This is a genomic window from Psychrobacter sp. DAB_AL43B, from assembly GCF_900168255.1.
In the GTDB taxonomy this organism is placed as follows: Bacteria; Pseudomonadota; Gammaproteobacteria; order Pseudomonadales; family Moraxellaceae; genus Psychrobacter.
Map to the genome: position 1 here is coordinate 328,002 of NZ_LT799838.1, position 26,844 is coordinate 354,845.

Genomic DNA, 26,844 nt, shown 5'->3' on the forward strand with positions numbered 1-26,844 from the left:
TACTATGTCGTCACTAACGTCCGATATGACTGAAAAAAAATAAGGCATAATAGTCTTTAGAACAGCGCTAAGCACGACAGCGTTAGCATTATTGCCTTAATATTAAACAGCGTGTTTTTCGTTATCCGCAGCGATAAAAGCGGTATCAATAATTGTATAGCCGATGACATCAATGAGATCAATGATGGCGTCGCTATTATTAACGCCACTTAGAATATAGTCATGTTATTGTTATAAGTATTGCTATATTCTAAGGTAGCATTTTGTCAGCAGATTGGTAGGTATCGTACGTTTTATGCAGCAGTCACCTTATTCCCCACAGTCTCAGTCATTATCTGCGTCAGCCATTGCTTCTGCTGTACCGCTATCAAACCTGCAACAGACTTATGCAGCGATTCCACGTGAGCGTCCACATACGCCACTGCTTGATACTGTAGATTTACCCGCTGATCTTAAAGCTTTTAGCACCGATCAGCTAATAACATTGGCTGATGAGCTACGGCTTTTTTTGTTGTATTCAGCGGGTCAAAGTGGCGGTCATTTCGGTGCCAACTTGGGCGTGATTGAGTTGACCGTGGCGCTGCATTATTTATTGGATACGCCGCAAGATCAGATTGTTTGGGATGTTGGTCATCAAGCGTATGCCCATAAAATACTAACGGGCCGCCGTGAGCAATTAGGTACTATTCGTTCAAAAGATGGTTTGACGGCTTTTCCTGAACGTGCCGAATCTGTCTACGATACGTTTGGGGTTGGGCATTCATCGACTTCCATCTCAGCAGGTCTGGGCATGAGCCTAGCGTTACGCTATCAAGGCCTTTCGCAAACGGTTGCTTGTATTATTGGTGATGGGGCGATGACAGGCGGCATGGCCTTTGAAGCCATGAATGATGCCGTGCAACAAGATGCTGATTTGATGGTGATTTTAAACGACAATGATATGTCGATATCGTGCTCTATTGGTGGGTTCTCACGTCATTTAGCGGTGTTATGGGAGTCAGGATATCAGGTTGATATCTCTGATACCGGCGAGCCGATATTATGTCAGCGCCCTGATATGCAAGCCTTTGACCGACGTAAGCGTCATAAAGAGCTGCGCGATGTACCGCAACTAGAGGACAATCTATTTAAAGCCATTGGCTTTGCTTATTTTGGTCCTTTTGATGGTCATAATATTCCTGAGCTGCTGCGCGTATTATCGATTGCAAAGCAAGTAAAGGGTCCGGTTTTAGTGCACATTTATACCACTAAAGGTAAGGGCTTTGGACCAGCTGAACTTGATCCAGTGGGCTATCACGCCATTAGCAGATTGCCTCTTGAGGATGATACTAAAGCTACAGAAGTCAGTATAAACCCAAGCAAAGCCCTTTTAAAATACTCGCAAGTGTTCGGACAGTTCTTATGTGATAAAGCGGCAGCTGACGATCAGCTACTCGCAATTACCCCAGCCATGGAAGAAGGATCGGGGATGATTGAGTTTGCTCGTCAATTCCCAAAACGTTTTTTTGATGTTGCCATTGCTGAGCAACACGCAGTGACGTTGGCTGGTGGAATGGCTACCCAAGGCGTCAAGCCAATTGTCGCGATTTATTCGACTTTTTTGCAGCGCGGTTATGATCAGCTTATTCACGATATTGCTCTGCAAAACCTTGATGTGATGTTTGCGATTGATCGTGCTGGTTTAGTCGGTGAAGATGGCGCAACTCACGCTGGTGTATTCGATTTTGCCTTTTTACGCTGCGTTCCTAATATGCTGATTGCGGCGCCAAAAGATGAAAACGAATGCTATCATTTGCTAAATACCTGTTATGAATATCAAGGATGTACGGCAGTACGCTACCCACGCGGTGTAGGCACTGGAGCGACTATTACCCAGCCAGCACAAGTTTATAATATTGGTGAAGCGGTGGTAGAGTCGGTATTGGGTCAAGATGATGCGCCCAATAAATTGGCGTTATTAGCGTTTGGCACCATGGTTGCAACGGCTGAACAAGCAGCAGAAGTTATCACTTCTAATCCTTCATCAGCATCAAGCTGTCAGGTGCATGTGGTCAATATGCGCTGGGTGAAGCCTTTAGATACTAAGCTATTAGAAAGTCTATTAGCACAAGATATCACTCATATAGTTACTTTAGAAGAACATATGATTATGGGCGGCGCTGGCAGTGCAGTAAATGAGTATTTACTAAACGAATCTGCTGCTTTTAAAGTCAATCGTCCAACCATCTGTAATATAGGTATCCCTGATCGCTTTGTTGCGCATGGCTCTCAAGCGGAACAAATGGCTGATTGCGGTTTAGATGTAGAGGGCGTAGTCCAGCAGCTGTATAAGCTGTTGTCCTAAATACTGGCTTTAAGTTTTCATTTTAAAGAAGTATCTTAAGTAACCGGCCGCTGAATTATAAAAATAATAAGTGACTTAAGTAACAATAGTAACAATAGCTCGTAAAAAATTGATAAAATAGCGTAGTAAAAAATAAAGCATGTATTTTTATGCCAAAATATCGCCTGCTTGCCGTAGGTGTAAATTATTTGACAACTTGGGCGGTGCGACTGATAGCAACCATTAATTATGGTTTGCTAAGCGACTGTGGTTCTAAGCTGTACATGTTTCGAGTACCAATTTTGCGGGCTAACTTTGCAAGCTGGCTTTATTTTTCGTTGCTCTTATAAGCAATATTTATGTAATACATAGCATTTATTCTATAAGTATTTTCTAGTAATTAGTCTCTATCAACAAATAGTTATCAATTAGTCCTTATCAAGCAATATTCATTCATCAAACAAGCAGGTTATTTATGGAACCCATGGTCGTCATCGCAGCGCGTGCTGCTGAAAAAGTCGGTAAAGAGATTTTATACGCGCATCAAAATCGTCACAAAATCGAGCTGGATATTGAGTCAAAAGGACTTGATGGACTGGTCACACGTATTGATCGTTTTAGCGAAGAGCTGACGATTGAGACGTTAAAAGCCAGCTATCCGAATCATTCGTTTTTGGGTGAAGAGTTTGGCATGCAAGAAGGTCGCGGTGAAGACGCTGATTGGTGCTGGATTATTGATCCGCTAGATGGTACCAAAAACTTCGTTCATGGCGTGCCACAGTTTTGTGTTTCTATCGCGGTACAACATAAAGGCGTCACCCAGCACGGTGTCATTTATGATCCCGTCCGTGATGAGATGTTTTCTGCCAGCCGTGGTAAGGGTGCACGTTTAAACCAGCGCCGTATCAACGTCAGTGAACGTAAAACCATTGATGGTGGATTATTTACTACGGGTCATCCTCTTGAGCGTAAGCGCAATGGTGAAGTGATTTCTTATGCAAAAGAGCATTTTGAAAGCTTACAAAAGGTTTCTGAAGCGGGTGGTCAAATTCGCCGTTTAGGTTCAGCAGCGCTTGATTTGTGCTATGTAGCTGCTGGTCGTTTTGATGGCTACTTTGAGATGTCAATCAAGCCTTGGGATATTGCTGCTGGTGAGCTTATCGTCACCGAAGCCCGCGGTGTGGTGGTTGATCATACAGGCGCGCATAACTCGATGACATCAGGCTCTATCTTTGCTTGTAATATAAAATTATTAAAACCTTTGATGCAAGTGGTTGTACCAGCGTGGGGCGACGCGGTATAGTCGCTTATAGTCAGACGTTTTAATACAGTCATTCGTTTTAATATTAAGTAAAAAAGCTGGTTCCGTTATGGAGCCAGCTTTTTTGTTTTTTTAACCCTTTTGTCTTCAACGGTTATACCCTTAAACTCAAGCTCTTTACTGACACTTTCCAATAGCTGCAATTCTTCTTCTATCAAAATCAGCATGTCTTGTATCCGCGGTAATGCTTTACTACAAGCGGTAATACCAAATTCAATTTTATCCAAGTAGCTAGCCAGCGTAATATTCATCGCTTGTCCATTAAAGACAATCGAAGCGGGATATAAGGATTGTAGACGTGCCCCATTCCAGTATAGCGGCTTTTCAGAGCCAGGGACATTCGAGATGATAAGGTTAAAGGCTTGCTTTTTAGGGAATAGACCGGTCGCCAAATTAATCCCCTCCCAAGCATAAGAGACCACACTGTAGTTGATGACTTGCGCTTGATTCATCCGCCGAAAGCGGCGTTTGCCATTATTCATACTGCGATGAATGAGCTCAATTCTACTTAATGGATCGTCTAGGTGCGTGCCTAAATTGGTCAATACAAACGACAGCTGATTGCCCGCCACGCTATCATCCGTACGTAAAGACATCGGTACAAAGGCGATAAGTGGTTTACTAGGTAAAGCATCAATAGAGAGTAAATAACGACGAATTGCGCCAGAGCATACAGCGAGAACCACATCATTTTTACTAATATTTAATCGCTCGGCAATATCATTGAAGCGCTGTATATCATAAGACTGTGCTGCTATTCGCCGTGATGCTGAGATACGCTTATTGAGAACACTCATCGGCGCAGCAAAGGTGTTGACATAACTGTCGTCGCCGTAATTTTTTAGATTATCCAGCAGTTCTGTAAATACAGGTTTAATCGTAGATACTTGCTCTTTGAGGATTCGTAACGCAGAGCGCTCTTTGGGTAAAATAGCATCGATCTGATTGCGATAGCGTGCCATTAAAGACCAAATTGGCAACGTAACTGGCTCGGTGGGCGATTGTGATAAGGACTTTTTGACGAGGCGCATGGCAGCAATGCCATCAACCAAAGAGTGATGAATCTTAAAGTACAAGGCAAAGCGTTCAGGGCTACCTTCGCTTTCTGGTTGAATACCTTCAATGACATGACATTCCCACAATGGCATAGCGCGGTCTAGCAGCCGACCATGCTCTCTTGAGACATACATCAGCAGTTCACGTACGCGTGCCGGCTGGGGTAGAGCGATATGATGCAGGTGATGTTCAACATCAAAATGTTTGTCTTTTTTCCAAAATATCAGATGTTCAAGCACTTGGTTAAAGGGAAAAGTGGGCGGTACATCAGAGTCTTGCATCTGTTTTATTAACTGACAAACAAAATTGCTATCGGCATTTTCTGGTAATTCAAATAGAAATAGACCCCCAACATGCATGGGTTGTTTACGCGACTCAAGAAGTAAGAACAACTGGTCGACTGCTGTGAGAAGTCGCATAATAAATCCTTTTATGACGATAGGTTAAATAAGCAATAAAAAATATAAAAACAGTGTATCAAAGCGAATAAGGACTAAAGTTTCGCTAGCTAAATTTTATTATTTTATAATTGGTTTTTTCTTAAATGTATCGTAAGTTAAAAATAAGACACGTACAATTGTCAAAAGTCTCTGTTGGTATAAATTTTTCTCGCTTGCTGTGTTCTTCGCCAAACAGAAGCTTCTAATCAAAGCTGCGAATAAAGGCTTCTAATACAGGCTTTGAAAAATTCATAACAGCAATACTGTACTCTTTTTACCATAAATCGACTATATAAGCTGAAAAGCTACTGAAAAAAGTATCCTGTCTGCGGTGAGCTGGCAGTTGCCATTTTGCGCATCGGCATACGACCGGCTAAGAACGCCTGACGTCCTGCCCAAACAGCGTGCTTCATCGCCTGTGCCATCATGACAGGATTTTGTGCATTGGCAATCGCTGAATTCATCAGTACGCCATCACAACCAAGCTCCATGGCAATCGCAGCATCAGAGGCCGTACCGACACCTGCATCAACCAACACCGGTACGTTGGCATTTTCAATAATCAGACTCAGCGTGTGGCGATTGAGCAGGCCAAGACCAGAGCCAATCAAGCTACCAAGTGGCATAATTGCCACGCAGCCCATGCTTTCAAGCTCTTGGGCGACGATAGGGTCGTCGGAGGTATACACCATGACTTCAAAACCATCGTCAATCAATACTTTTGCTGCTTTTAAGGTTTCCATCACATTTGGATACAAGGTTTTTTCATCACCTAATACTTCAAGTTTAACTAGATTATGCCCACCTAATAGCTCACGAGCAAGCTTGCAAGTACGAATCGCCGTTTCTGCATCAAAACAGCCCGCCGTATTAGGTAAAATAGTGTATTTATCAGGTGAAATCACATCAAGTAAATTGGGCTCATCACTATTTTGACCAATGTTGGTTCGACGAATAGCGACTGTCACTATCTCTGCTGCTGAAGCGCTGATGGCGGCTCCAGTTTCAGTCATATCTTTATACTTACCCGTACCAACCAGCAATCGAGAAGAAAAGGTACGACTGCCCACAGTAAACGTATCTTGCGAAAGTGGCAGCGCATTGGTAGTAGAAGTTGCAGCTTGTGACATAACGATAATCCTAATAGCGGGCGAGCAAAGATGACAACCAATCACTGGTAGCAGTGATATAAATGATTAAACGCAGGAAGTGGTTTTGGGTGGAAGCTCATAATAACAGCGCTTCATCGGTAAAATAACAAATCAGATGAAAGCCTTGCTACTTGCGTAAAACAAAATGTTATTATAACAAACTCATGCACGCTTACTGACAATCTTTACTCAGTTTAACGATTTAAGCAATCGACATTTTTTATCCTTTATAATACTAACCTTTTGCTAATCTGTTTTTTAAATTTGTCATTCACTAGGTCGTCTTTATGATGCAACTGCCGTACAGTTTTGCGAAACGCCATCAGATTTTGGCCATCCTTGCCATTGATCCTGAGCTACCACCGACGTTGGTGCTGACCAAAGCCACGCCATTGCCAGCGATTAATGAAGCGGTGCGGTTTTTACAGCAGCAGGGCGTACGCGGCGTGCCAACTTATGAAAGCGTCAGCTCGGATGATTTTGAAAAACGCATGAATGCCGCTTATGCTGGCAACACAGGCGAATCACAGCATATCGCCGCTGGACTCGAAGACCATCCTGACTTGGATAGCTTGGCGGACAGCGTCCCTGAAACTGAAGATTTGATGGATCAACAAGACGATGCGCCCATTATTCGTCTGATTAATGCGTTATTGTCCGAAGCAATCCGTCTAAATGCTTCAGATATTCATATCGAAACTTTTGAGAAGCGTTTGGTTGTACGCTTTCGGGTCGATGGTGAGCTAAAAGAAATCATCACGCCAAAGCGCCAATTGGCACCATTATTAGTATCGCGTATCAAGGTCATGGCTAAATTGGATATCGCCGAAAAGCGTGTGCCACAAGATGGTCGTATTAGCTTGCGACTGGCAGGACGAGAAGTTGATGTGCGGGTATCGACATTGCCATCGAGCTTCGGTGAGCGCGTGGTTATGCGCTTACTTGATAAGCAAGCGGGGCGTCTGAATATGACCTATTTAGGGCTGTCTGATAATGATTATAGCGAACTAAAACGCTTAATTCATCGTCCGCATGGAATTATCCTAGTGACAGGACCCACAGGTTCAGGCAAGACCACCACACTCTATTCGGCATTGACCGATTTAAATGATCAGACCCGTAATATCTTGACCGCTGAAGATCCGATTGAGTTTCAGCTTGATGGTATTGGGCAAACGCAAGTCAATAACAAAGTCGATATGACCTTTGCCAAGAGCTTGCGCGCGATGTTGCGTCAAGATCCAGACGTGGTAATGGTTGGTGAAATTCGGGATTTAGAGACGGCAGAAATCGCTGTGCAAGCATCTTTGACGGGACATTTGGTACTATCAACCCTGCATACCAATACGGCTATTGGTGCGGTCACGCGCTTACAAGATATGGGCGTTGAGCCGTTTTTATTATCGTCATCACTGATTGGGGTGGTTGCACAGCGTTTGGTGCGTACTTTATGCACCCACTGTCATAGCTGGCAGGTTGCTGATAGCGAACAAGCCAAACTGTTTACTGAAATTGGTTTGGGGTTAAATACGCTCAAGAGTGGTGTTGAATCCATTAACCTTCCCAAACCAGTTGGCTGCGACAAATGTAATCAGTCAGGCTTTAAAGGGCGGACGGCGATATATGAAGTGGTGCCGGTTGATGATGCCTTGCGCCGTATGATTCATAGTAATACTGCCGAGTATGAGCTAGAAGAGTACGCACGCCAAAAGACACCATCGATTCGTGCTGATGGTCTACGCAAGGTAATAGCGGGGCGTACAACGCTAGAAGAAGTGCTACGAGTGACCAAAGAAAGCGCCCTACTTGAGGACGCTTTAATCGTTTAAATAAGAGTTTTAAAGTAAGATTTTTAGAGAAATCTTTATTTTGCAGCGATACATTCAACCTCAACGCTCGCGCCTGCCGCCAGTTCTGCGACGCCAAAGGCAGAGCGTACCGGGTAGGGCTTAGCCAATTCAGCTTTATAGACTTTATTAAAGTCATCAAAATCGTCCATGTCGGTGAGCATCGCCATACATTTGACGATATCTGACTTTTGATAGCCGTATTTTAATAAGGTGGTATTGATATTATCTAGTGCTTGTTTGGCTTCGGCTTTGACACCACCTTTGACCAGCTTGCCATCTTTAAAGCCAATCTGACCAGACATATATAAAGTATCGCCGACACGTACTGCTTCTGAGAAAGGATAATTGCCGCCGTCACCTAAAAACACAGGGCTAGACTTAGTAATAGTAGCGGTATTGGTCACTGGTGCCGCCGTCGCGCTAACGGCAAATCCTAATGTACAGGCTCCGATGAGCAATGCCTTGGATAAAAAAGTAGGCGCTATTTTGGAAATCATTTTGGACATCATTGTCTCCTTATTATAAGTGTATGAATAACTACTATACGCAGTGCGCTATAAAAATGCTTCATCATAGATAGCGCACTGTTGTTACGTATCTTTCATCAATAATCAATAATCAATTAATGAATCAATCAATCAGTTATTTGCTTGTAGCAACCTCATCATTAGTAGCTGATTGATTGCCTTGCTCGGTTTCTACTTCTGCTTTGGTATTAGACTCACTATCAGACTCCACCGAACCTTCGCTGGCTTTGCCTTGGCGGCGCGCTTCTAATTCAGATTTGGGTATCCAAGCCCATGTCATCTCGACCACGATCGGGTCGCGATCACTGTCAGACTCACGGTCATGAATGACGCACGGAATAACCATCTCGCCTTTTGGTGTATTTAAAATATCTAAGCGCTGTTCATCAGATAAGCTCGCTACGGCGGCCATTTGCCCTTTTTTAATCGGACGATAAAAATTCACCGAATAAGATTTAATCAATAGTACACGATCAGCGGGTAAATTTAAGCCTAAGATAAAGCCCGTCGCTGTCTCAGCAAGCAAGGTAATAGCAACTGCATGGATGGAGCCGATATGGTTTTGCACCGCTTTGGTATTGTTTAAACTGACCACCACTTGGTTTGGCTCAACCGTCTCATAATAGATGCCCGTCGTGCCCACATAAGGTACCACTTTACCAAACGCTTTTGATAAAATGCTCGAGCGTGCTCCAGCAGGCAGGTATTTGGTGATAGATAACAGTTTGGTGAATTGATTGCTGATGGGTTTTAGGGTGCTGTTTGGTTTTTCGACACTTGATCTTGCGTTGTCAGATACTTTAGCGGGTAGTTTATTGCTCAGTTTGATAGGGAGTTTTTTTAATAATCCTGACATACAACATTCCTCATTTGAGTGGGATTTACAATGCTAGTAATACTAGGGCTAAAATACTCATGTCATAAATGAGTCACCAAATACACTTTATCCTAGCAGCTATTTTAGTTATGGTACATTAACTGCTCAGTCGCTACTATTATTAGCATGAACTACCACGCTTACAAAATAACAGTGACGTAACGGCATATTAGTCGATAGTAATAGCGGCGCTAGATGCTATTTAGATAGACACGCTATCATGGTGAGCTTTTAGCACTTTTTTATATTTTTTACCTGATTTTTAATGCTGGATAATGCTATGCCTGATATGTCTCATTGTAAGCCGACCAATATTATTTATACGGGTGTCGCTGGTACGGGTAAAACCTACCGATTACTACAAATCGCTAAAGAATATACGGATTATTTACCTAGAGCTAATGATGAGGATTTGCTCAAGCAGCTATTGAACGAGCTAAGCTGGCGTGACGTTGTCTGTTTAATATTTTTAGATTTTCAATCGCAAAAACAAGACTTAGTAAAAGTACCTGAAGTTGTCAATCATGAATTTTTTGTCACCAAAGCGGCGCAAAACGCCCGAGAGAAAAATTTAAGTAATACGGCATGGTCTGTGCTGCAAATGCATAGTCCAACCAGCTCACAAACCGTTACGTATAAGAATAGAGCCAGCCAGGCTTATTTTGATAAGGACAATAGCGGTGCATGGTATTTGCTGCCTGAAGGCATTGAGTTATTAACCGATTTATCGCAGCAATTAGCAGAGTTTCAGCAGGCGCAGCGTGATAATAGTGCCAGCCAAGACCAACGCTTTAGCCAGCAGCGCTTTAGTATGGTCAGCTTTCATCAAGCTTATGGTTATGAAGAATTTGTCGAAGGTATTCGCCCTGTGATGGCAGTCTCCAGCTCATCAAATAGTAAGGTTGTAAGTAATAGTCAAACAGATAACAGCCCATCGCAAATGAGCTATGCCATTCAAGATGGGGCATTTTTAAAACTATGTCAGCGTGCGGCACGCGATCCTGCACAGCGCTATGCGATGTTGATTGATGAGATCAATCGCGCCAACGTCTCACGGGTATTTGGTGAGCTCCTCAGCTTGATTGAGCCCGATAAGCGTACTGGAACGCCGAATGCTATGACGGTTAATTTGGCGTACTCTGGGCGGGCATTTAGCGTTCCTGCCAATGTTGATATTTATGCCACCATGAATACTCAAGACCATTCTTTAGCACCATTAGATATGGCGCTACGTCGGCGTTTTCGCTTTGTTGACTGTCCGCCGCAGCCTGAGCTTTTACCGATTGTCAGTCTTAGCAAAGAATCAGAAGCGCCAAATGAAACCGAGTCCATAGATTTAGCCAAATTGTTGACTGGTTTAAATAATCGTATTATCCAAACGCTAGGAGGTGAGGCGCAATTGGGTCACGCATTTTTATTGTCAGTGAATAGTTTTGAGCAATTACAAACGGTACTGATTGAACAAATCATTCCGCAATTAGCCCAAGCAGCTGGCGGGCAAGTTGCTGTCTTGCAGTATATTTTCAAAGACGAGCAGCAGCCGATGCACGCGCAGTTTATTCACGATAGCCAAACGCTAATAAATAATCATTCAAGTCATCAGATGGATAGTCAGCATAATATAACTGCCCAAAACCAAATGTTCTCAGGGCATCACTCATTTCTCAATCAGTCTATGAGTACTGGTAGCTATAGGATTAATGCTGACCTTATCGCTAAGGCTGGCGAGTTTGCCAAGCTATTTGTCTATCAGCGTTTATACCAATAAGGTTGTTAAGCAGTGATAAGTAAAGTTTTACAATCTGATAGCAGTGCTACAGCCGATAACGTTAATAGCGCCAGTATTAAAGCGGTTGATACTAATATCATGACTGTGTTTGAGCACCAGCGGTTAACGACTCATGATTTTTTGCACGTATCTGACTTTCATTGGTTAATGGCGCAAGAGTTTGCGGTATTTAGTATTAAACGCAAGCAAGGACAGTGGCAGTTAAAGGTTGGGCACTATATCGGTGTTATTCTACTGCCTAGTGGCATGACGCTTGAGATACTGCCAAAGCTTCATAAGTCAACACAACACAGCGATATAGGACAAACCCGTCAATGGGTGCAAGACATGCTGTCAGATTTGACCAATAGTCTACCTAGCAAACTGCCGCACAGTAAAAATCTAGGTCAATTCAGCAGTCAACTTGCATCACTACCGATAGCCGCATTGCCATTGTCGGACTGGTTGATTGAGCAGTTTTTGCAGCGCTTGGATCATTATCAACCGACCAAGCATTATCAAACGCAGACTCACAATCAAGCAGCACTACAAGGTCGACTGCTCATCAAAGAACAACTGCGCCATAACAGCATGCAGCCGCATAAGTTTGTCTGTGAGACAAGTATTCTGAGTAAAGATATGCTGGGTAACCGCTTGATTAAAAGTGCATTGCAGCTGCTAGCGCCTTTATTATCTAAATCAATCTTTCCCCAATATTTGCAGTCGTGGCAGCAAGTACCTGCGCTGACTCATCATGAGAGGCAGCGTCTAGAATCAGTATATGGTCAGGCAAAGCGCGAGCTTGCTATTCAACCGCTTCGAGCGCAGCAATGTCAAGCCGCCCAGCAGTTAGTCGACTTTGCTTATTGGCTATTGCAGCAGTCAAACGCTACTACCGGTAACAGTATTGATCCAAAAAACTCACTTAACACAAATCTAGCCCAACAGCGCTTATGTTTATTGATTGATATGAATCAAGCCTTTGAGCAATGGGCAAGTCAGCGCATAGCGGCAATGTTTCAGCAAGTGAGTTCAGATTATAAACCGTTGTTTCAAGCGCAAAGTGTATGGCTGAACGATGCAGAAGGGCAGGCGTGTCTGTCTATTCGTCCGGATTTACTCATATATAAGGCGGCTAGTGAGGAATCAGCTACTCACGCTGATAGGCTTCAAGGTCAGGATAATAAAAAAGAAGCGCTCAAACCTAGAATGTCAGGCAGTTATAGCCATGTCATCGATATTAAATGGAAGCATTTAGCCAACCCAAGCGCTATCAGTGCCAGCGATGCTTATCAATTGACCAGTTATGCGCAGGCTTACCAAGCAGGGCAATGCTGGCTGGTTTATCCGGTACAAGATAACGAAAGACAGCCGGTAGTGCTAAAGCAACAAGCCTATAATAATAAAAACGCCAATCAGAATACCAACTATGCACAACTATGGCTCATACCGTTTAATGTCCTCACTGGTACGATAAACAGTGGCTTGCTTCCAGCATCGGATGTAGTATAATCAGCCCTATCGATGGTTAAGCATCATTGATGATTATTGTGGTAAGCATTTTTGTCAGAGCTGATTTCATAAGAAATAAGTGTTTTTTAAATAATTTAGCAGTTTTTTTAAATTAATTAAAAATAGGTGTTGACACAATCGGCTTTACCCCTTAATATGTGCACCTCGATAGCAAGGAACATTAACGAGTTAGCGGTATTACCGATAACCAGTTAAGCAACCAAACTATCGTGATAATAGAAATTTCGGAGTGTGGCGCAGTTTGGTAGCGCATCTGGTTTGGGACCAGAGGGTCGTAGGTTCGAATCCTATCACTCCGACCATCTATTTTTTAAGAGCCTTACAGGCTTTTTTTTATGTATAATGGTTTGGTTTCTGATATTATAAACTGACCAAATTATATAAAAGTCCTCTAAGAGCGCCTGTAGCTCAGTTGGATAGAGCATCTCCCTTCTAAGGAGGTGGCCGCAGGTTCGAATCCTGCCAGGCGCACCATTTAGCCTGCAAATCTTGCCTTTTCTTGGCAATAGTTATGGCGGTTGTAGCTCAGTTGGTAGAGCCCCGGGTTGTGATCTCGGTTGTCGTGGGTTCGAGTCCCATCAGTCGCCCCATATTTTATCTTGCTTTATCTTCTATAAATTCAAATCACTACTTTCCTATTAAAACTCTATTAAAACTCTATTTAAAATAACAGCATCTGCCACTTTTGGCATTTTTTTGTGCCTGACTACTTTATATTATTTTCTTAAATAATTATAAGCTTCTTAGCTATTTAATTAATTAACAGTCTGCTAGCCTTTCCTCTTATTTTTTCTCATTTTTTTATGAGGGGTCTTTTATGATGAAAGCCTACCCAACGTATGTGTTTGCTGTACTATCAATATTAGAAAAATTATTGGTAGTCGATACCTTTTAAAAAAAATATAAGATGTTGGGATAAATTTTCTGCAGACTTTGTCGGATTTTGCATCTAAGAAATAAGAAAGATTTTGCAGAATCCATTGTTATTGAGCATCTGTCATCGAGTATCTGTTATTGAGGAAGTGATTGATGGACGCATTGAGCGTGTTGTTACAAAATGTGCATTTATTCGAAACGAAATACTATCGTTTAAATGGTGCCGGTAATTGGTCTTATTCCCTCACTAGACAAGATACGATTTTATTTTATTTGGTAATGTCCGGTAGCTTTTGTATTGACGTGGGTAATGGGCGACGAGAAGCACATGCTGGTGATCTGATTATGATTCCTAGTGCGCATAAGCATACCAGCTATGCGCTGAATCATCATGGTGAAGACGCCGAGCCATTAGATGAGTTGCTCAATAATTGTAAAGAGAACACGCTTGATCTTCATGGTGATGGTGACCCCAGCTCGTCTTTGATATTGATTGAATGCAAGTACGATAAAGAGATGATTCGTCCTTTATTGTCAGTACTACCATCGATATTGCCTGAAATTAGTGAAGAGTCTGAAGGTCGGTTTGAAGTTATCGATGTAGAGATTCGGCTACTGACGTTGGAAGCTAAGCACGAGCGTATGGGCAAAACTGCTATCATCAATCATTGGGCGAGTATTATGATGATTGAGTGCTTGCGAGTTTATATTGAGAGTCTGCCTGAAGCCACGGACAATTGGCTAAAAGCCATGAAAGACCCATTTCTAACCAAAGCACTGGTAGCGATGCATGAAATACCGAGCAAAAACTGGACGATTCATAAGCTTGCTGAGGTAGCTGGCATGTCGCGATCGAGTTTTGCGCAGCGTTTCAAAGATGTGGTTGGTATACCGCCGTTGACATATTTAATTGACTACCGTTTACGTCTGGCTGCGCGTTATTTACGCTTGCAGCAAAACAGTATCAGCCGTATTGGTGAACTGGTTGGTTATGCGTCGGACTCGACCTTTAGTCAAGCATTTAAGCGCGTTTACGGCGTATCGCCAAAAGCGTACCGCCAGCAATATCAACAACAGCTACTCGCTTAGTTGATATTTAAAATAGAGACTTTTTAAAATACAGACTTTTATAGCAAGTCTTTTTATAGCAAAGACTTTTATACTTTCGTTTTCAACTGACGGCATGAATAATGTCCATTACACCTAATTTTTTAATGAATTTTATGCTTTAATGAGCCAGCTTAATGGGTTATCTTCACTAATAGTATTTCGATAATGCACGGCTGACAATGTACCTAGGTTAAGGTACTATAGAATGCTGAGTCGCCTAGGTGCGACAGTCTTAAGCCTGCTATATTTTATGTCAGTAATATAGTATGACTTAAGTGATTTTTATTTTTGCAGCTGATGGTGTTTTATGACTGAACCGACCGCAAAGCCAACCGTAAAATCAAATAACTCACAAGGCGCTTCTGCGTCTGCCACAAATAAAGCCAATATCAATAAAAACGATAATAAAGGCAAGGCTAAAAACAACCAGCATAAGTCCAAAAATAAGCAAAAAGATAGCATTACTGCAACGCTTGATAAAGCGACATTGTTAGCATTATTCACTCTGCCTAGTTCTGCCGCCGCTGTTTCTGAAACAGCAGACTGTGAAACATTATCTGTAGAGTCATCTAACGTAAGTACAGCCAGTCAAATACCTGCAAAGCAAAGTCTGAATATTGCTGCTAGCGACACTAATATTGCCGCCCAGCGTGTGGCGCTTTATCATACTCAGCACGAGCGTACGCGCCAATTATATATGGCCTCTGCTGCTACCCGTCCTACCTATCTAGTACAAACCCTCAAAACACAGTTTGCCGAATACCAGCAATATCTACTCGCGCAGCAGCTTGATAAGCGCGGTTTGATGGATACGGATTTACTTGAGCGCTTATGGCAACAGCTGCATGTGGTCGATGATATCATCGAAGATATCGTGCGCCATATGCCCGCCCAGCAGCCGGCGGGTTGGCAGCTTTCGACGCAAGATGGACACAATCCATTATGCTTTGCTACCATCGGTAAGCTAAAACATGACAAACCCATCCATGATCAAGGCAGTCTCAACAGCTATGTGCTCGGACACTTTGGCGTGAGTAGTTTTACTTATGATCGCGGTTACTATATTGGTCATGTGGTTGGCTACTTATTCAGCTGTTATTTCTGCGCTCATTTATCCATCAGTTATGGCGTCACAGCGCTTGGCCAGCAAGTGGTCAGCGATTATGATTATGCCAGCCTTGAGACCCCGCATATGGTCAGGCTGCTACAGGGTTTAGATAGCTATTGTAAAAAACGCATTTATCAATTGGCCGTTATCTGCGCTCGATTGAGTGTCTTTGCCAGTGATAAGCGTATTGAGAGAATGCTGATTGCTGAAGTTAATGACTTTGATAAAAAATTGCAACAACAGCATTTAGATGTTTTATTATTGCAAGGCTTAATGCCGGATAGTAACGACTCTACGCCGCTTTTTTAAACTATTTTTATTTAGATGATTTATTGTTTACGTACTTATTTATAACCCATTATTATTGACCGTCTTAGGATATCTGCTGCTATGCCCGCTTATCATTATAAAGCGCTCGACGATCGCGGCGGTATGCAAAAAGGCTTGCTCGAAGGCGATTCTGCGCGGCAAGTACGCCAGCAGTTGCGTGATAAACAATGGACGCCAGTTGAAGTCAGCGCTGTCAATGATAGGCAAAGCCAACACAAAAGCCGCTATAAAAAACCTTCTGCTTATGAGCTGGCATTATTAACGCGTCAACTTTCTGTGCTTTTAGCTGCTGGTATTCCGTTAGAGGAAACCTTGGCTGCCGTCGCCAAACAATCGCCAAAAACCCATATCAAATCCTTGATGCTTGCCGTGCGCTCGCATGTCCTAGAAGGGTTAAGCTTGGCGCGCGCTTTGCAGCAAGCGGCGAGCTTTCCGCCACTTTATATCGCTACTATTGCTGCGGGCGAAAAATCTGGTCATTTGGATTTAATTCTCAATCAGCTCGCCGATTACACCGAAAATCGCTTTGCCCTACAAAAGAAAATACAAGGCGCTATGGTTTATCCCATCGTGCTGATGGTCATGGCAGTTGGGGTGATTATGGGGCTGATGAGCTTTGTAGTGCCCAAAATTGTCAAAGTGTTTGAGCAGTCCGAGCAAGCACTACCGCTGATTACGCAAGTCGTTCTTGCCCTGTCTAATGCCATTACCCAATGGTGGTGGCTGATGCTATTGGTATTGGCAGGCACAGCATTGTTATGCTATCGCTTTGCCCAGACGCAAGCAGGTAAATTAGCGATAGACAGTATTATACTAAGATTGCCAATATTGGCACGGTTATCAAAAGGGCTCAATGCCGCGCGTTTCGCCAGCACGCTTGCTATCTTGGTACGCTCCGGTGTCCCACTGATCGAGGCGTTACATATTGGCGCTGCGGTCACCACCAATTTGCATATTCAAAAAACCATTATTACCGCTGCCGATCGAGTCACAGAAGGCTCAAGCTTATCCAGTCAATTAGAAAAATCGCCATATTTTCCGCCGATGATGGTACAAATGATTAAAAGTGGTGAAAACTCAGGTGAGCTTGAAAATATGCTCAGCCGTGCCGCCAATATGCAGGAAGCGGAAGCCACCAACTTTATTAGTACTCTATTATCGTTACTTGAGCCCTTGATGTTGGTCTTGATGGGCGTAGTCGTTATGATTATTGTGATGGCAGTAATGCTACCGATTGTTAATATGAATGATTTGGCGGGCTAGATTTCTGAGAAGTATGTTGTTTGATTTTTGATGCTAGTGCTGCGCTTCTTAATCCCTTCCTCGATTTCTTTAACTTTTCAGATTTTCACTTCTTATTTACTGTGTCTGATTCTTTAATGCTCTGATACGTTATTTTTTTGTATCCTATCAATATTCTATAGATCTGACTTAACCTTTGATTAGGTTTCTTAAGTTTTGCTTACTGTTGTATATTGTTGACTGGATAATGCTTTTGCTTTCGTCAAATGTGCCGTTACGTTATAGTGAGTCGTACTTAAAAGTCATCGCTATAAATTGCTAATATAAGTATTAATGCCATAAGTATTGATGCCATAAGTATTGATAATAAGTGCTTATAATAATTGGTGATAATATTATTGCAGTGGTAGATAAAAATAAAGTCATAGTCTATAGTTGCAATGACTTCACGATTAATCCCATACTTATGTATAACTGTGATAATAAAAGCGACGACTATGACTGATAAAACCCAAGTAAATACGGCAGCACCGATTGCTGCAAATGATACCCAACTGCTCTCAAACCCTAGCAGTGACCATCTGACACTATCTATAAAACGTAGCCAATCAGGCTTTACTCTGATTGAGATTATGGTTGTGATTGTGATTTTGGCAATTCTTGCCGGTCTCGTAGTGCCAAAAGTAGTAGGACAGAGCGATAAAGCTCGGGTAAAAACCACTGAAACAGCGCTCGCGACGGTTTCTAATGCGCTTGATATGTATAAAGTGGATAACTCACGTTATCCGACGACTGCACAAGGTCTAGACGCACTGACTACGCCGCCTGCTGATGCCAAAAATTATCCTGACGGTGGCTATATTAAAGGCGGCTTTCCGACCGATGGTTGGGAAAATGAGATGCAATATGTCGCTCCCGGTAGCGAAGGTCGCCCTTATGATTTATTTTCTCTGGGCGCTGATGCTCAGCAAGGTGGCGAAGGTCAGGATGCTGATATTTACGCTCAGCTGTAGTAGTGTTTATTGTCGTTAAATATAAGCGTTATTAATTACAAATAACGTCGTAACAACGAGTTTATAAGCATAAGTAATTTAGAAGCATATAACAACAAGTCTAATACTGCTAAATATCAATCAATAACCCGTTATTGGTTGATATTTTTTATGAATACACGAATACATAAATATATAAAACAATCGTCTTATCAGATAATTTTGTATGTTGAATCCCAATACTATTATTAGCACAGCACGTTTGAGTTTTAAGTATCCGTTATCGACAGTTTGTATGATCAAAAACATCCGTTATTAAAAGTAGTCATTGTTGAAAGTAGCCATCAGAGGTAATCATATGTCCATCAAAATGCCAACATCGAAAGCAGCCACCATAAACAAACGCGCTGCTAAAAAGTCTTATGCGCTTGCATTTGCCATTGCAAGTACCTCATTGATGACGGGATTATCAATGATGTCTATGACTGCCCAAGCTGCAGGTCTAGGCGAGCTATTTAGTAATAATAGTGCCGAGCAATCAAAGTTTTTGCCAGTGGATAAAGCGTTTCAAGTGAGCAGCACTACTAAAGCGACGTCTAAAGGCACGCGTTTGTCGATCGCTTTTGCTATTACGCCCGGTCATTATGTTTATAAAGATAAGCTCACTTTAAACTTCCCCAAAGGTATAAGTGCCGCCCCTTTTACTTTTAATCAGTCACCTGTCTCCATTGATGATCCAACCTTTGGTAAAGTACCTGTATTTACGCAAAAAAGTATCGTAGCAACCACCACGCTCACGACAAATAATGGCAAAGCGGCGAAGAATGTACCGGTTATTATTGGATGGCAAGGCTGTTCAAAAGCAGGATTGTGCTATCCACCAGAGAAGATCAAAACCACACTGAATATTGCGGTGACACGCAAATAGGTTTTGAGTAGGTTGATTCAAATATTAGCAATAAATAGGTAGCCCTTCATGTCCATTAAGACACCAAAAACCATCTCTTCACTAAAAACGCCATCGCTAACCGTAGATACTCCTTTAAAAAATTCTTATCTATTGGCCTTTGCTATTGCGAGTAGTTCGTTGTTTGTCGGACTGACAGCAACGACCATGACCACGCAGGCGGCAGGATTGGGCGATCTGTTTAGTAAAGATCAAAGCGCCACGCAGTCGAAATTTCTGCCAGTGGATAAAGCCTTTCAAGTTACTAGTAGCAGTAAAGCTACCAAATCTGGGACGCGCTTATCAATTAGTTTTGATATTACCCCAGAGCACTATGTTTATAAAAATCAGCTTAAACTCACTTTACCTGCTGGTGTGAGCGCAGCACCCTTCACTTTTAGTCAATCACCCGTCTTAATAGATGACCCAACCTTTGGCAAAGTACCAGTATTTGATCAGTCGAATATGGTTGCCACCACTACCTTGACCAGCAGTACTGGCAAAACTGTAGACAATGCGGCAGTTGTAATCGGTTGGCAAGGGTGTGCTAAAGCAGGGCTGTGTTACCCACCTGAAAAGATTAAAACCACCGTCAATATCGGTGCGGCAACGCAACAGGCTACGACAAGTAGCGCCAGTACTGCTGCCAAAGATTCAGTCGCTCAAAATGCTGCAATCAATAACAATGTTATAGATAATGCCAATGCAGCAGCGAATAACTCGGCGACATCAGAAACGATAAATGCTACAGATGTGGATAGTCTTGAAGCAGAACAAGCGCTGACAGATGACGACGTGATTGATTATGCCTTGCTAGAAGACGGCGCGTTAGATGGAGAGCTAGCTGCTAGTAATACGATTTCTGGGGCAGATGGAGGAGCAATAGGCGGTGATGCTACTATTACTAACAGTGATGCCGCTGCCGCTAATGATTTAGTAGAAAGCGATCCATTTGGTTTGGCCTCTCACCCTTGGTTGGCATTGGGCCTATTGTTTTTAGCCGGTTTGGGCTTAGCACTGACGCCATGCGTACTACCGATGCTGCCGATTGTTGCCAATATCGTCGCCCGTGAGGAAAATCCAACGGTTAAACGTGGCGTTATTTTAACCACCAGTTATGCGATAGGTGTCGCAACTGCCTACGGTATCTTGGGTGCGTTAATTGCGGTATTTGGTGAGTCGCTAGGTATCATTGGTTGGTTGCAAAATCCAATTATTCTAATCAGCTTTGCCATAGTATTTGTGCTATTAGCGCTGTATATGCTGGGCGTCTTTAGTATCCGTTTGCCACGAGCGATCAGTAGTAAAATGCAAGGCTTGAGCCAAGCCGGTGATAGTAAACTAGGCAGTACTGGTGGTAGCTTAGTGGCTGGATTTTTATCAGCGCTAGTAGTATCACCTTGTGTGTCCGCGCCATTGTTTGGTGCATTACTTGCGGTGTCGACGATTGGTAGTCCGCTACTTGGTTTTGCTGCTTTATTTATGCTGGGTTTTGGTTTGTCCGCGCCGCTTATTTTAATCGGTGCTACCCAAGGCAAAATTATGCCAAAAGCTGGCGAGTGGATGAACTGGGTCAAGCAAGGTTTTGCTTTACTGTTACTTGCAGTCGCATTATTGCTTATTGAACGTGTCTTTATTTCACCGGTGATGCTGCTGGTGTGGGCATTATGGTTTATGGTCGTGGCGACATGGGCATGGAGCTGGTTGGGTAAAGGTCGCATGCTGACCCAAGCCATTGGTTTGCTAGCTGGTATCTGGGCGGCCTGTTTGATCATTGGTGCGGCATTAGGGAATGATGACAGTTTACATCCGCTAGCATCATTAAGCGCTGCACCGATGTCTATTCAATCTATAGGTAGTCAATCGATAAATGGTCAGCCAGCAGGCAATAACGGCGCGACAGATGAAAACATTACGACACTAGCAGAGTTAGATACTATTATTGCTGCCAACCCTAAAGTCATCGTCGATGTTACCGCTGAGTGGTGTATTGAGTGCCGTATTATGGATAAAAACTTATTCCATAGCCGTCCAGCACAAATGCAAGATTGGCAGTTGGTCAGACTTGATATTACCGAGACTACCGAAGACTCTAAAGCCATCTTAGCGCGCTATAAATTATTTGGCCCGCCAGCGCTGCTATATTATGTAGAGGGTCAATTAGTGGGTCAACAGGTTGGTGAAACCGATCGTCCAAAGTTTGAGGAGACCTTGACGGCGCTGAATAAGTGATTGAAATCGAATAACGCTTAGCTTTACCCTTCTAAGATTCTTAATACAAAGAAGCCAATATACTGTGATGACAGTATATTGGCTTCTTTTATTTCTCTAATATACTTTATAGGCCTTTGGTTAAGCTCTTGGTTTTATGTTACTTATGCCCATTTACCTTCGTGTTATTTACCTTTGTACTGTTCAGCGATAATGCTAGTATAGTGTGTACATTTTCATTACAATAAAGCAACATTGCTAAACGCACTTTATTTATCGTAATGGCAACCCTTTATCTCTAAGTTATATTGATTTTTTATGCCAGTTTAGCGCCGACGCTAATGGTTATATCAATCATCTCATATATTCTACTGACAATAATGCTCAGTTGAATAAAGGATACTTATGTTTTCCAAGATTACTCCGCTGCGCCAGTCTTTAAGCCTTCTCAGTGCACAAAAAGATAACATGCCTCAAACCACTAAGCAGTATCTAAATATCGCTGTTGGGATAGCGCTCACTTGCTTAACGGTACAGGCACAGGCTGCTAATAAGGCTCAGACTTATAATGAGTTGCCATTACCAGAAGCGGCGTTTGAATATGAAGAGTATGAGCTGTCACAGGGTGCTGATGAGCCGTCCATAAATGCGAATACCGCTGCTCAAACTCGTAAAGTAGTAAGTAAAGAGTTTGTTGCCCAACAAGCAACGTTATTTTTTGAGTGTGCGCAAGTACAGACTAGTACCGCCCGTTTGGCCTGCTTCGATAAGGTTGCAGAACAAGGCAAGACGCCAAGTTATGTCACAAGCAAACAGCCAGTAGATTTGGCAAAGACTTTCCAAAGTACTATTTCGGGTAATCCACAAGTAGTACTGGCAGAAGAAACGAGCACAATTACTGGCAAGGGTATTTCAAATAGCACTGTGAATAGTGTAGGGGCGAATCAGCCAGCTGCGACTGAAAATTTAGATACCGTTGGACTGACGCAAAGAGAAGCAGAGGTATTAGAAAATATCGGCGTGACTCAAGCGGATATTGAAAAATATACGCCGCTAAGCTTAGCCTATGATCTCGATAAAAACAGTGAACGTGGAAAGTGGACAGTAAGACCTTATCGACCGACCTATGTCATGCCATTGTTTTATACCTTTGATCCCAATTTAAATCCAAGTACGCCATCGCAGGACCCCAAGCCTTTTACTTCTAATGAAACTCGTAATACGGATCTAAAGTTTCAGTTGTCTTTAAAAACCAAAGTTGCAGAAGACTTGTTTGATACCAATGCTGACTTGTGGTTTGGTTATACCCAAGAGTCGCATTGGCAGGTCTATAATGAAGATAACTCACGACCATTTCGCGCAACCGATTATCAGCCTGAAATATTTTTGACACAGCCTGTGACAGCAAATTTGCCTTTTGGTGGACGACTACGCATGTTGGGAGCAGGTGCTATTCACCACTCAAATGGTCAAGATGATCCATTATCACGCTCATGGAACCGTGCTTATCTAATGGCAGGGGCAGAGTGGGGCAAGTTATCAGTCATACCGCGACTATGGGTCAGAGTCAATAACGAAAGTAGTGACAGTGATGACAATCCAGATATCGAAGATTACATGGGCTATGGCGATATCAAGTTCTTATATGATTTACCTAAGCAGCAAAGCTTGAGCGGTACTTTGCGCTACAATCCAGGCACCAATAAAGGCGCAGCGCAAATCGACTATACTTATCCATTAACGGAAAACGTCAATGGCTTTGTGCAGCTGTTTCAAGGCTATGGCGAATCCATCGTCGATTATAACCATGAAAATACCTCGATTGGTTTTGGTATCGTACTTAATGATTGGAAAGGTTTCTAATATCAGCGCGCATGTCGACAGTAAGTTATGCGCCGCGTAGGCTTAGCGCCTTACCAAGCCGGACTATGGCTGGCAGAGTATGTAGACATACGCTGCCAGTTATGCCGTGTTTATCGCAGTACGCCACAATCGCAGCACTTACAAGATCCCTCCCTATCAAATACTAGTAGTTCAGTAATTGCTGACACTACACTGCGCTCCTTAACAAGCAACTATTCGTCTTTTGTCAATATATGCCAGCAACTGAGTAGCCGTTTTGGTAGCGGACTGCTATGTCCCAGCTGCCATAACAGTATTGCGTGGTTGCCCAAGCCATTTGAAGTCGATATTACTACCGGTACGACGCTAACGATTCAAGCAGCGACCTATTATGACTATCCGATGCGCCAAGCTATCAGAGCGTTTAAGCATCATGAGGACATGACCAAGTTGCCGTTGTTGCTGCATGCAATACGGCAATTACCACGCCCTCATGGCTGCCATTATGATAATAGTATAATTGTTGCTATGCCGACCACCAACCAACGGCTTATCAAACGTGGCTTTGATCCTGTTAGTATTTTGACCGCGCAACTATCTAAGCATTGGCAGATTCCTTTATGGCAAGGCGTCAAGCGCATTGACGATACTGTCAGTCAGCAAGGACTTACACGTGCAGAGCGCTTAAGTAATTTAAACAATGCCTTTGCTCTAATCGAAAAGCCACCCGTTAAGCGCTTGCTATTATTCGATGATGTTGCAACCACAGGCGCTAGTTTGCAAGCCTTGGGGCGTTCACTATCGCTCTCTTCTGAAACAGCAATGACGACCAACCCTCAAACCCATAATAAATATCACCTTTTTGCCTATGCTTTGGCGCATGGTAGCCAGTCATAGCTCCTCATGTTGTTTACGCTCAATTACTATTATGTTGCTAATATGTTACCTTAACGTTATATTACCCAATAATTAGACGTCTTACATCTATGTATATTGCAATCGTTAAGTAGTTTTTCCTGTGAACAGGTCAAAGATAAGGGTTTAAGCTGGATAGCTAATACACTTTATGGAACAGAAATTGCATATCTATTGTTGAATATATAAAAAATACTGAGTGACGGCTCATTTAAATATTAGGTGCTCATTGCTAATGTGAATCTAGCTCTAGTTAGAAACGCTGGCAGTTATAAATAGGGATTTGATGTGAACGCATCTGCGAACAATTTACCACAACAATTACGAATGACCAGTTCAGGGTTTACTCTGATTGAGCTGATGGTAACGATTGCTGTGCTTGCTATTATTGCCGGTATTGCTGCGCCTAGTATTAGCAATCAGTTGGCTAACCAACGCGTAAAATCAACGACGGCTACACTCGCTAACGCGTTGAAAGAAGCAAAGAACGAAAGCCTGATTCGACGTCAAGAAATTGAGGTGTCGTATGATAATACTTCCAATACTATTAAGCTCAAAATCAATGCAAGCGGTGGTACAAAAGACGAAATTAATACTTATCAATATGATGCTAAAAGCACTATTAATTCTACTGGTACTGAAATTGAGTTTAAGCCAAACAAAACGGCAGATGATATGATATTTACTATTTGTGATAGTAATACAAGTATTAGCCCACGGCAAATAACGGTCAGTAAAATAGGCATTATCACTGGTCAACTAGGAGTTACATGCTAATGAAACATGTAAGTAGTCAGCATGGTGTGGGTTTGGTTGAAGTATTGGTCGCTGTCTTGCTTTTGTCTATTGCTGTATTAGGTTTTAGTGCATTGCAAGTACGAGCGGTCAGCGCCACTGATGAGAGTCTTGTCCGTACTAAATCACTGACGCTCGTTCGTAATTTGGCTGAGATTATGCGTGCTTATCCTGAGGCTTACGTCACTGGTGGTGGCTCTACTTTTGTAAGTGTTTCACCTGGCACCGCGCTTGCTATACCCACTATCCAAGCCATTATAACCAGCACTGCAACTGACAATATTAAGATTGATACAAAAACCATAAGCCGCAACGGTACTGACAACTGTTTATCAAACGGCACAACCACTGATGTTAATGGTAAGAAAATTCCAAATAACTTGTGTAATATCAGTCAACTGGCCACTCGTGACGCATTAATGGTCAAGCAATTAGCGAAGGATGAAGGTGTGGAGATTGCTGTGGTTACTTGTCCAGGGACGACCACACAAGCTATTCAACAACAGATGTGTATCGTCACTGCATGGAATGATACCAAAGCATTATTAGATGATGCAGACGATAAAGCCTGTGCTGGTGCTAATGGCGTTTATAAAACAGGCAGTCAGTGTCTAATATCGGAGGCGTATTAATGCACAGTTACAATAATAGCAGCCATCCTTATCACACTTCACCTTCGGCTGTCTCAGGATTCACGCTCATTGAGCTGATGATATCATTAGTCTTAGGTCTACTGATATCTGCTGCAGTGATACAGGTTTATATCATTAGTACCCGTACCGTGACAGTACAGCAGGGGGCCTCAGAAGTTCAAGACAGTACGATATTTTCCTTACAAACATTAGAAGATAAAATTCGTATTGCCAATTTAGGGAATCCTATTACCAATGTAAATGACACCACAAAAAATGGTGGTATTGTTTTAACGGGTAATAATTTAGGGGACAGTAACTACACTAATACCGGCTATCTTACGGTCAGTGCCGGTCAGACAGGAACGAGAGGGGTTAATGGTTGGACAGGCATATCAAATACTAATATTGCTAGCGACCAGTTGACTATTCAATATAAGAATATTACCCCAAATGCTTTGTTTGACTGTGAGGGTACAGAAATTGGTGCTGGTAGTAGCGACTGGGTTATCGAGCGCTATTTTGTGCGCCCAGTAGCAGGCAAGACAGCGGTAACAGGTTCACAAAACTTAGTATTGGCTTGTGATGCAGGACGTCTGAGCAGTGCAGGCGTTGTGAGCAATTTAGGTGATATTGGTGAAGTAATGATACCGGCTATTGACCAATTTAAAGTGTTATTAGGTACGCTAGCAGATGTAGATAATTTAACCTATCTACCATCGAGTACCTATCTTGCAGTAGATAAACCTTTGGTTAGGGATAAGCCTGCCATCACGACAGTCAAAATTGGTGTTATCGTGCGCAGTAGCACGCCACTAATCAGTAGTGTGGACAAAACTGACTTTAGTATATTTGGCACGGCACAGACATTAAAGACTGAGACCGCTAAATATTATCGCCGCAGTTATGAGTCAACCAATTTATTGCGTAACGCTCGTGTTATGTCAGTAACTGGTATGCCATCTAGCAGCAATTAGCACCACAAAATAAAAGAGGACA

20 protein-coding genes and 3 tRNA genes are annotated in these 26,844 nt (G+C 42.7%); 19 read left to right on the plus strand and 4 right to left on the minus strand.

Annotation, left to right across the window (positions count from 1 at the left end; translation table 11 throughout):
* Positions 1-295: 295 nt before the first annotated feature.
* Positions 296-2,344 carry a 1-deoxy-D-xylulose-5-phosphate synthase gene (dxs, locus tag DABAL43B_RS01475; protein WP_079692990.1) on the plus strand — a complete coding sequence of 683 codons (2,049 nt, stop codon included), beginning with the start codon at positions 296-298 and terminating at the stop codon, positions 2,342-2,344.
* A 454-nt stretch (positions 2,345-2,798) separates the two neighbouring features.
* Entirely contained in the window at positions 2,799-3,626 is an 828-nt protein-coding gene (locus DABAL43B_RS01480) for an inositol monophosphatase family protein (RefSeq protein ID WP_079690754.1), read from the plus strand.
* A gap of 65 nt (positions 3,627-3,691) precedes the next feature.
* Here the strand turns inward: DABAL43B_RS01480 and DABAL43B_RS01485 are convergent, their stop codons facing one another.
* Entirely contained in the window at positions 3,692-5,119 is a 1,428-nt protein-coding gene (locus tag DABAL43B_RS01485; RefSeq protein WP_079690755.1) for a WS/DGAT/MGAT family O-acyltransferase, read from the minus strand.
* A gap of 326 nt (positions 5,120-5,445) precedes the next feature.
* Positions 5,446-6,270 carry a thiazole synthase gene (locus DABAL43B_RS01490; RefSeq protein WP_079690756.1) on the minus strand — a complete coding sequence of 275 codons (825 nt, stop codon included), beginning with the start codon at positions 6,268-6,270 and terminating at the stop codon, positions 5,446-5,448.
* A 311-nt stretch (positions 6,271-6,581) separates the two neighbouring features.
* Between DABAL43B_RS01490 and gspE the strand changes: the two genes are divergently transcribed.
* On the plus strand, positions 6,582-8,120 hold the full coding sequence (gene gspE, locus DABAL43B_RS01495) for a type II secretion system ATPase GspE (RefSeq protein ID WP_413771835.1): 1,539 nt from the start codon (positions 6,582-6,584) through the stop codon (positions 8,118-8,120).
* Between the two features lie 35 nt (positions 8,121-8,155).
* Here gspE and DABAL43B_RS01500 read toward each other — a convergent pair whose 3' ends face one another.
* Both DABAL43B_RS01500 and DABAL43B_RS01505 read right to left on the minus strand, forming a co-directional pair.
* Entirely contained in the window at positions 8,156-8,647 is a 492-nt protein-coding gene (locus DABAL43B_RS01500) for a RidA family protein (protein ID WP_227516718.1), read from the minus strand.
* Positions 8,648-8,783: 136 nt separating this feature from the next.
* Positions 8,784-9,524 carry a DUF4442 domain-containing protein gene (locus DABAL43B_RS01505; protein ID WP_079690759.1) on the minus strand — a complete coding sequence of 247 codons (741 nt, stop codon included), beginning with the start codon at positions 9,522-9,524 and terminating at the stop codon, positions 8,784-8,786.
* Positions 9,525-9,825: 301 nt separating this feature from the next.
* Between DABAL43B_RS01505 and DABAL43B_RS01510 the strand changes: the two genes are divergently transcribed.
* From DABAL43B_RS01510 to DABAL43B_RS01585, 16 genes are all read left to right on the plus strand, one after another.
* Positions 9,826-11,313 carry an McrB family protein gene (locus tag DABAL43B_RS01510; protein WP_079692991.1) on the plus strand — a complete coding sequence of 496 codons (1,488 nt, stop codon included), beginning with the start codon at positions 9,826-9,828 and terminating at the stop codon, positions 11,311-11,313.
* 12 nt (positions 11,314-11,325) lie between these two features.
* Positions 11,326-12,825: an McrC family protein gene (locus DABAL43B_RS01515; protein WP_227516719.1), complete on the plus strand. Its 1,500-nt coding sequence runs from the start codon at positions 11,326-11,328 to the stop codon at positions 12,823-12,825.
* Positions 12,826-13,071: 246 nt separating this feature from the next.
* Positions 13,072-13,148 (plus strand) — tRNA-Pro (locus DABAL43B_RS01520).
* Positions 13,149-13,243: 95 nt separating this feature from the next.
* Positions 13,244-13,320, plus strand: a tRNA-Arg gene (locus DABAL43B_RS01525).
* A gap of 40 nt (positions 13,321-13,360) precedes the next feature.
* Positions 13,361-13,436 (plus strand) — tRNA-His (locus DABAL43B_RS01530).
* Between the two features lie 439 nt (positions 13,437-13,875).
* On the plus strand, positions 13,876-14,811 hold the full coding sequence (locus DABAL43B_RS01535; RefSeq protein WP_079690760.1) for an AraC family transcriptional regulator: 936 nt from the start codon (positions 13,876-13,878) through the stop codon (positions 14,809-14,811).
* Positions 14,812-15,139: 328 nt separating this feature from the next.
* A complete protein-coding gene (locus DABAL43B_RS01540; protein WP_079690761.1) occupies positions 15,140-16,249 on the plus strand; it encodes a hypothetical protein in 1,110 nt (369 codons plus the stop codon).
* Positions 16,250-16,330: 81 nt separating this feature from the next.
* Positions 16,331-17,533 carry a type II secretion system inner membrane protein GspF gene (gene gspF / locus DABAL43B_RS01545; RefSeq protein WP_079690762.1) on the plus strand — a complete coding sequence of 401 codons (1,203 nt, stop codon included), beginning with the start codon at positions 16,331-16,333 and terminating at the stop codon, positions 17,531-17,533.
* A 476-nt stretch (positions 17,534-18,009) separates the two neighbouring features.
* A complete protein-coding gene (gene gspG / locus DABAL43B_RS01550) occupies positions 18,010-18,525 on the plus strand; it encodes a type II secretion system major pseudopilin GspG (RefSeq protein WP_413771821.1) in 516 nt (171 codons plus the stop codon).
* Between the two features lie 337 nt (positions 18,526-18,862).
* Positions 18,863-19,432: a protein-disulfide reductase DsbD N-terminal domain-containing protein gene (locus tag DABAL43B_RS01555; protein ID WP_079690763.1), complete on the plus strand. Its 570-nt coding sequence runs from the start codon at positions 18,863-18,865 to the stop codon at positions 19,430-19,432.
* A gap of 48 nt (positions 19,433-19,480) precedes the next feature.
* A complete protein-coding gene (locus DABAL43B_RS01560) occupies positions 19,481-21,682 on the plus strand; it encodes a protein-disulfide reductase DsbD domain-containing protein (protein ID WP_079690764.1) in 2,202 nt (733 codons plus the stop codon).
* 384 nt (positions 21,683-22,066) lie between these two features.
* On the plus strand, positions 22,067-23,524 hold the full coding sequence (locus DABAL43B_RS01565; RefSeq protein ID WP_079690765.1) for a phospholipase A: 1,458 nt from the start codon (positions 22,067-22,069) through the stop codon (positions 23,522-23,524).
* Positions 23,525-23,551: 27 nt separating this feature from the next.
* Positions 23,552-24,400: a ComF family protein gene (locus tag DABAL43B_RS01570; protein ID WP_079690766.1), complete on the plus strand. Its 849-nt coding sequence runs from the start codon at positions 23,552-23,554 to the stop codon at positions 24,398-24,400.
* A gap of 306 nt (positions 24,401-24,706) precedes the next feature.
* Positions 24,707-25,195 (plus strand): Tfp pilus assembly protein FimT/FimU, encoded by a 489-nt coding sequence (locus DABAL43B_RS01575; RefSeq protein ID WP_227516720.1) that lies wholly within the window; start codon positions 24,707-24,709, stop codon positions 25,193-25,195.
* A complete protein-coding gene (pilV, locus tag DABAL43B_RS01580) occupies positions 25,189-25,845 on the plus strand; it encodes a type IV pilus modification protein PilV (protein WP_227516721.1) in 657 nt (218 codons plus the stop codon). The genes DABAL43B_RS01575 and pilV overlap by 7 nt, the downstream gene beginning before the upstream one ends.
* Positions 25,845-26,822, plus strand: a complete 978-nt coding sequence (locus DABAL43B_RS01585) for a PilW family protein (protein ID WP_079690768.1) — start codon at positions 25,845-25,847, stop codon at positions 26,820-26,822. The genes pilV and DABAL43B_RS01585 overlap by 1 nt, the downstream gene beginning before the upstream one ends.
* Positions 26,823-26,844 lie beyond the last annotated feature (22 nt).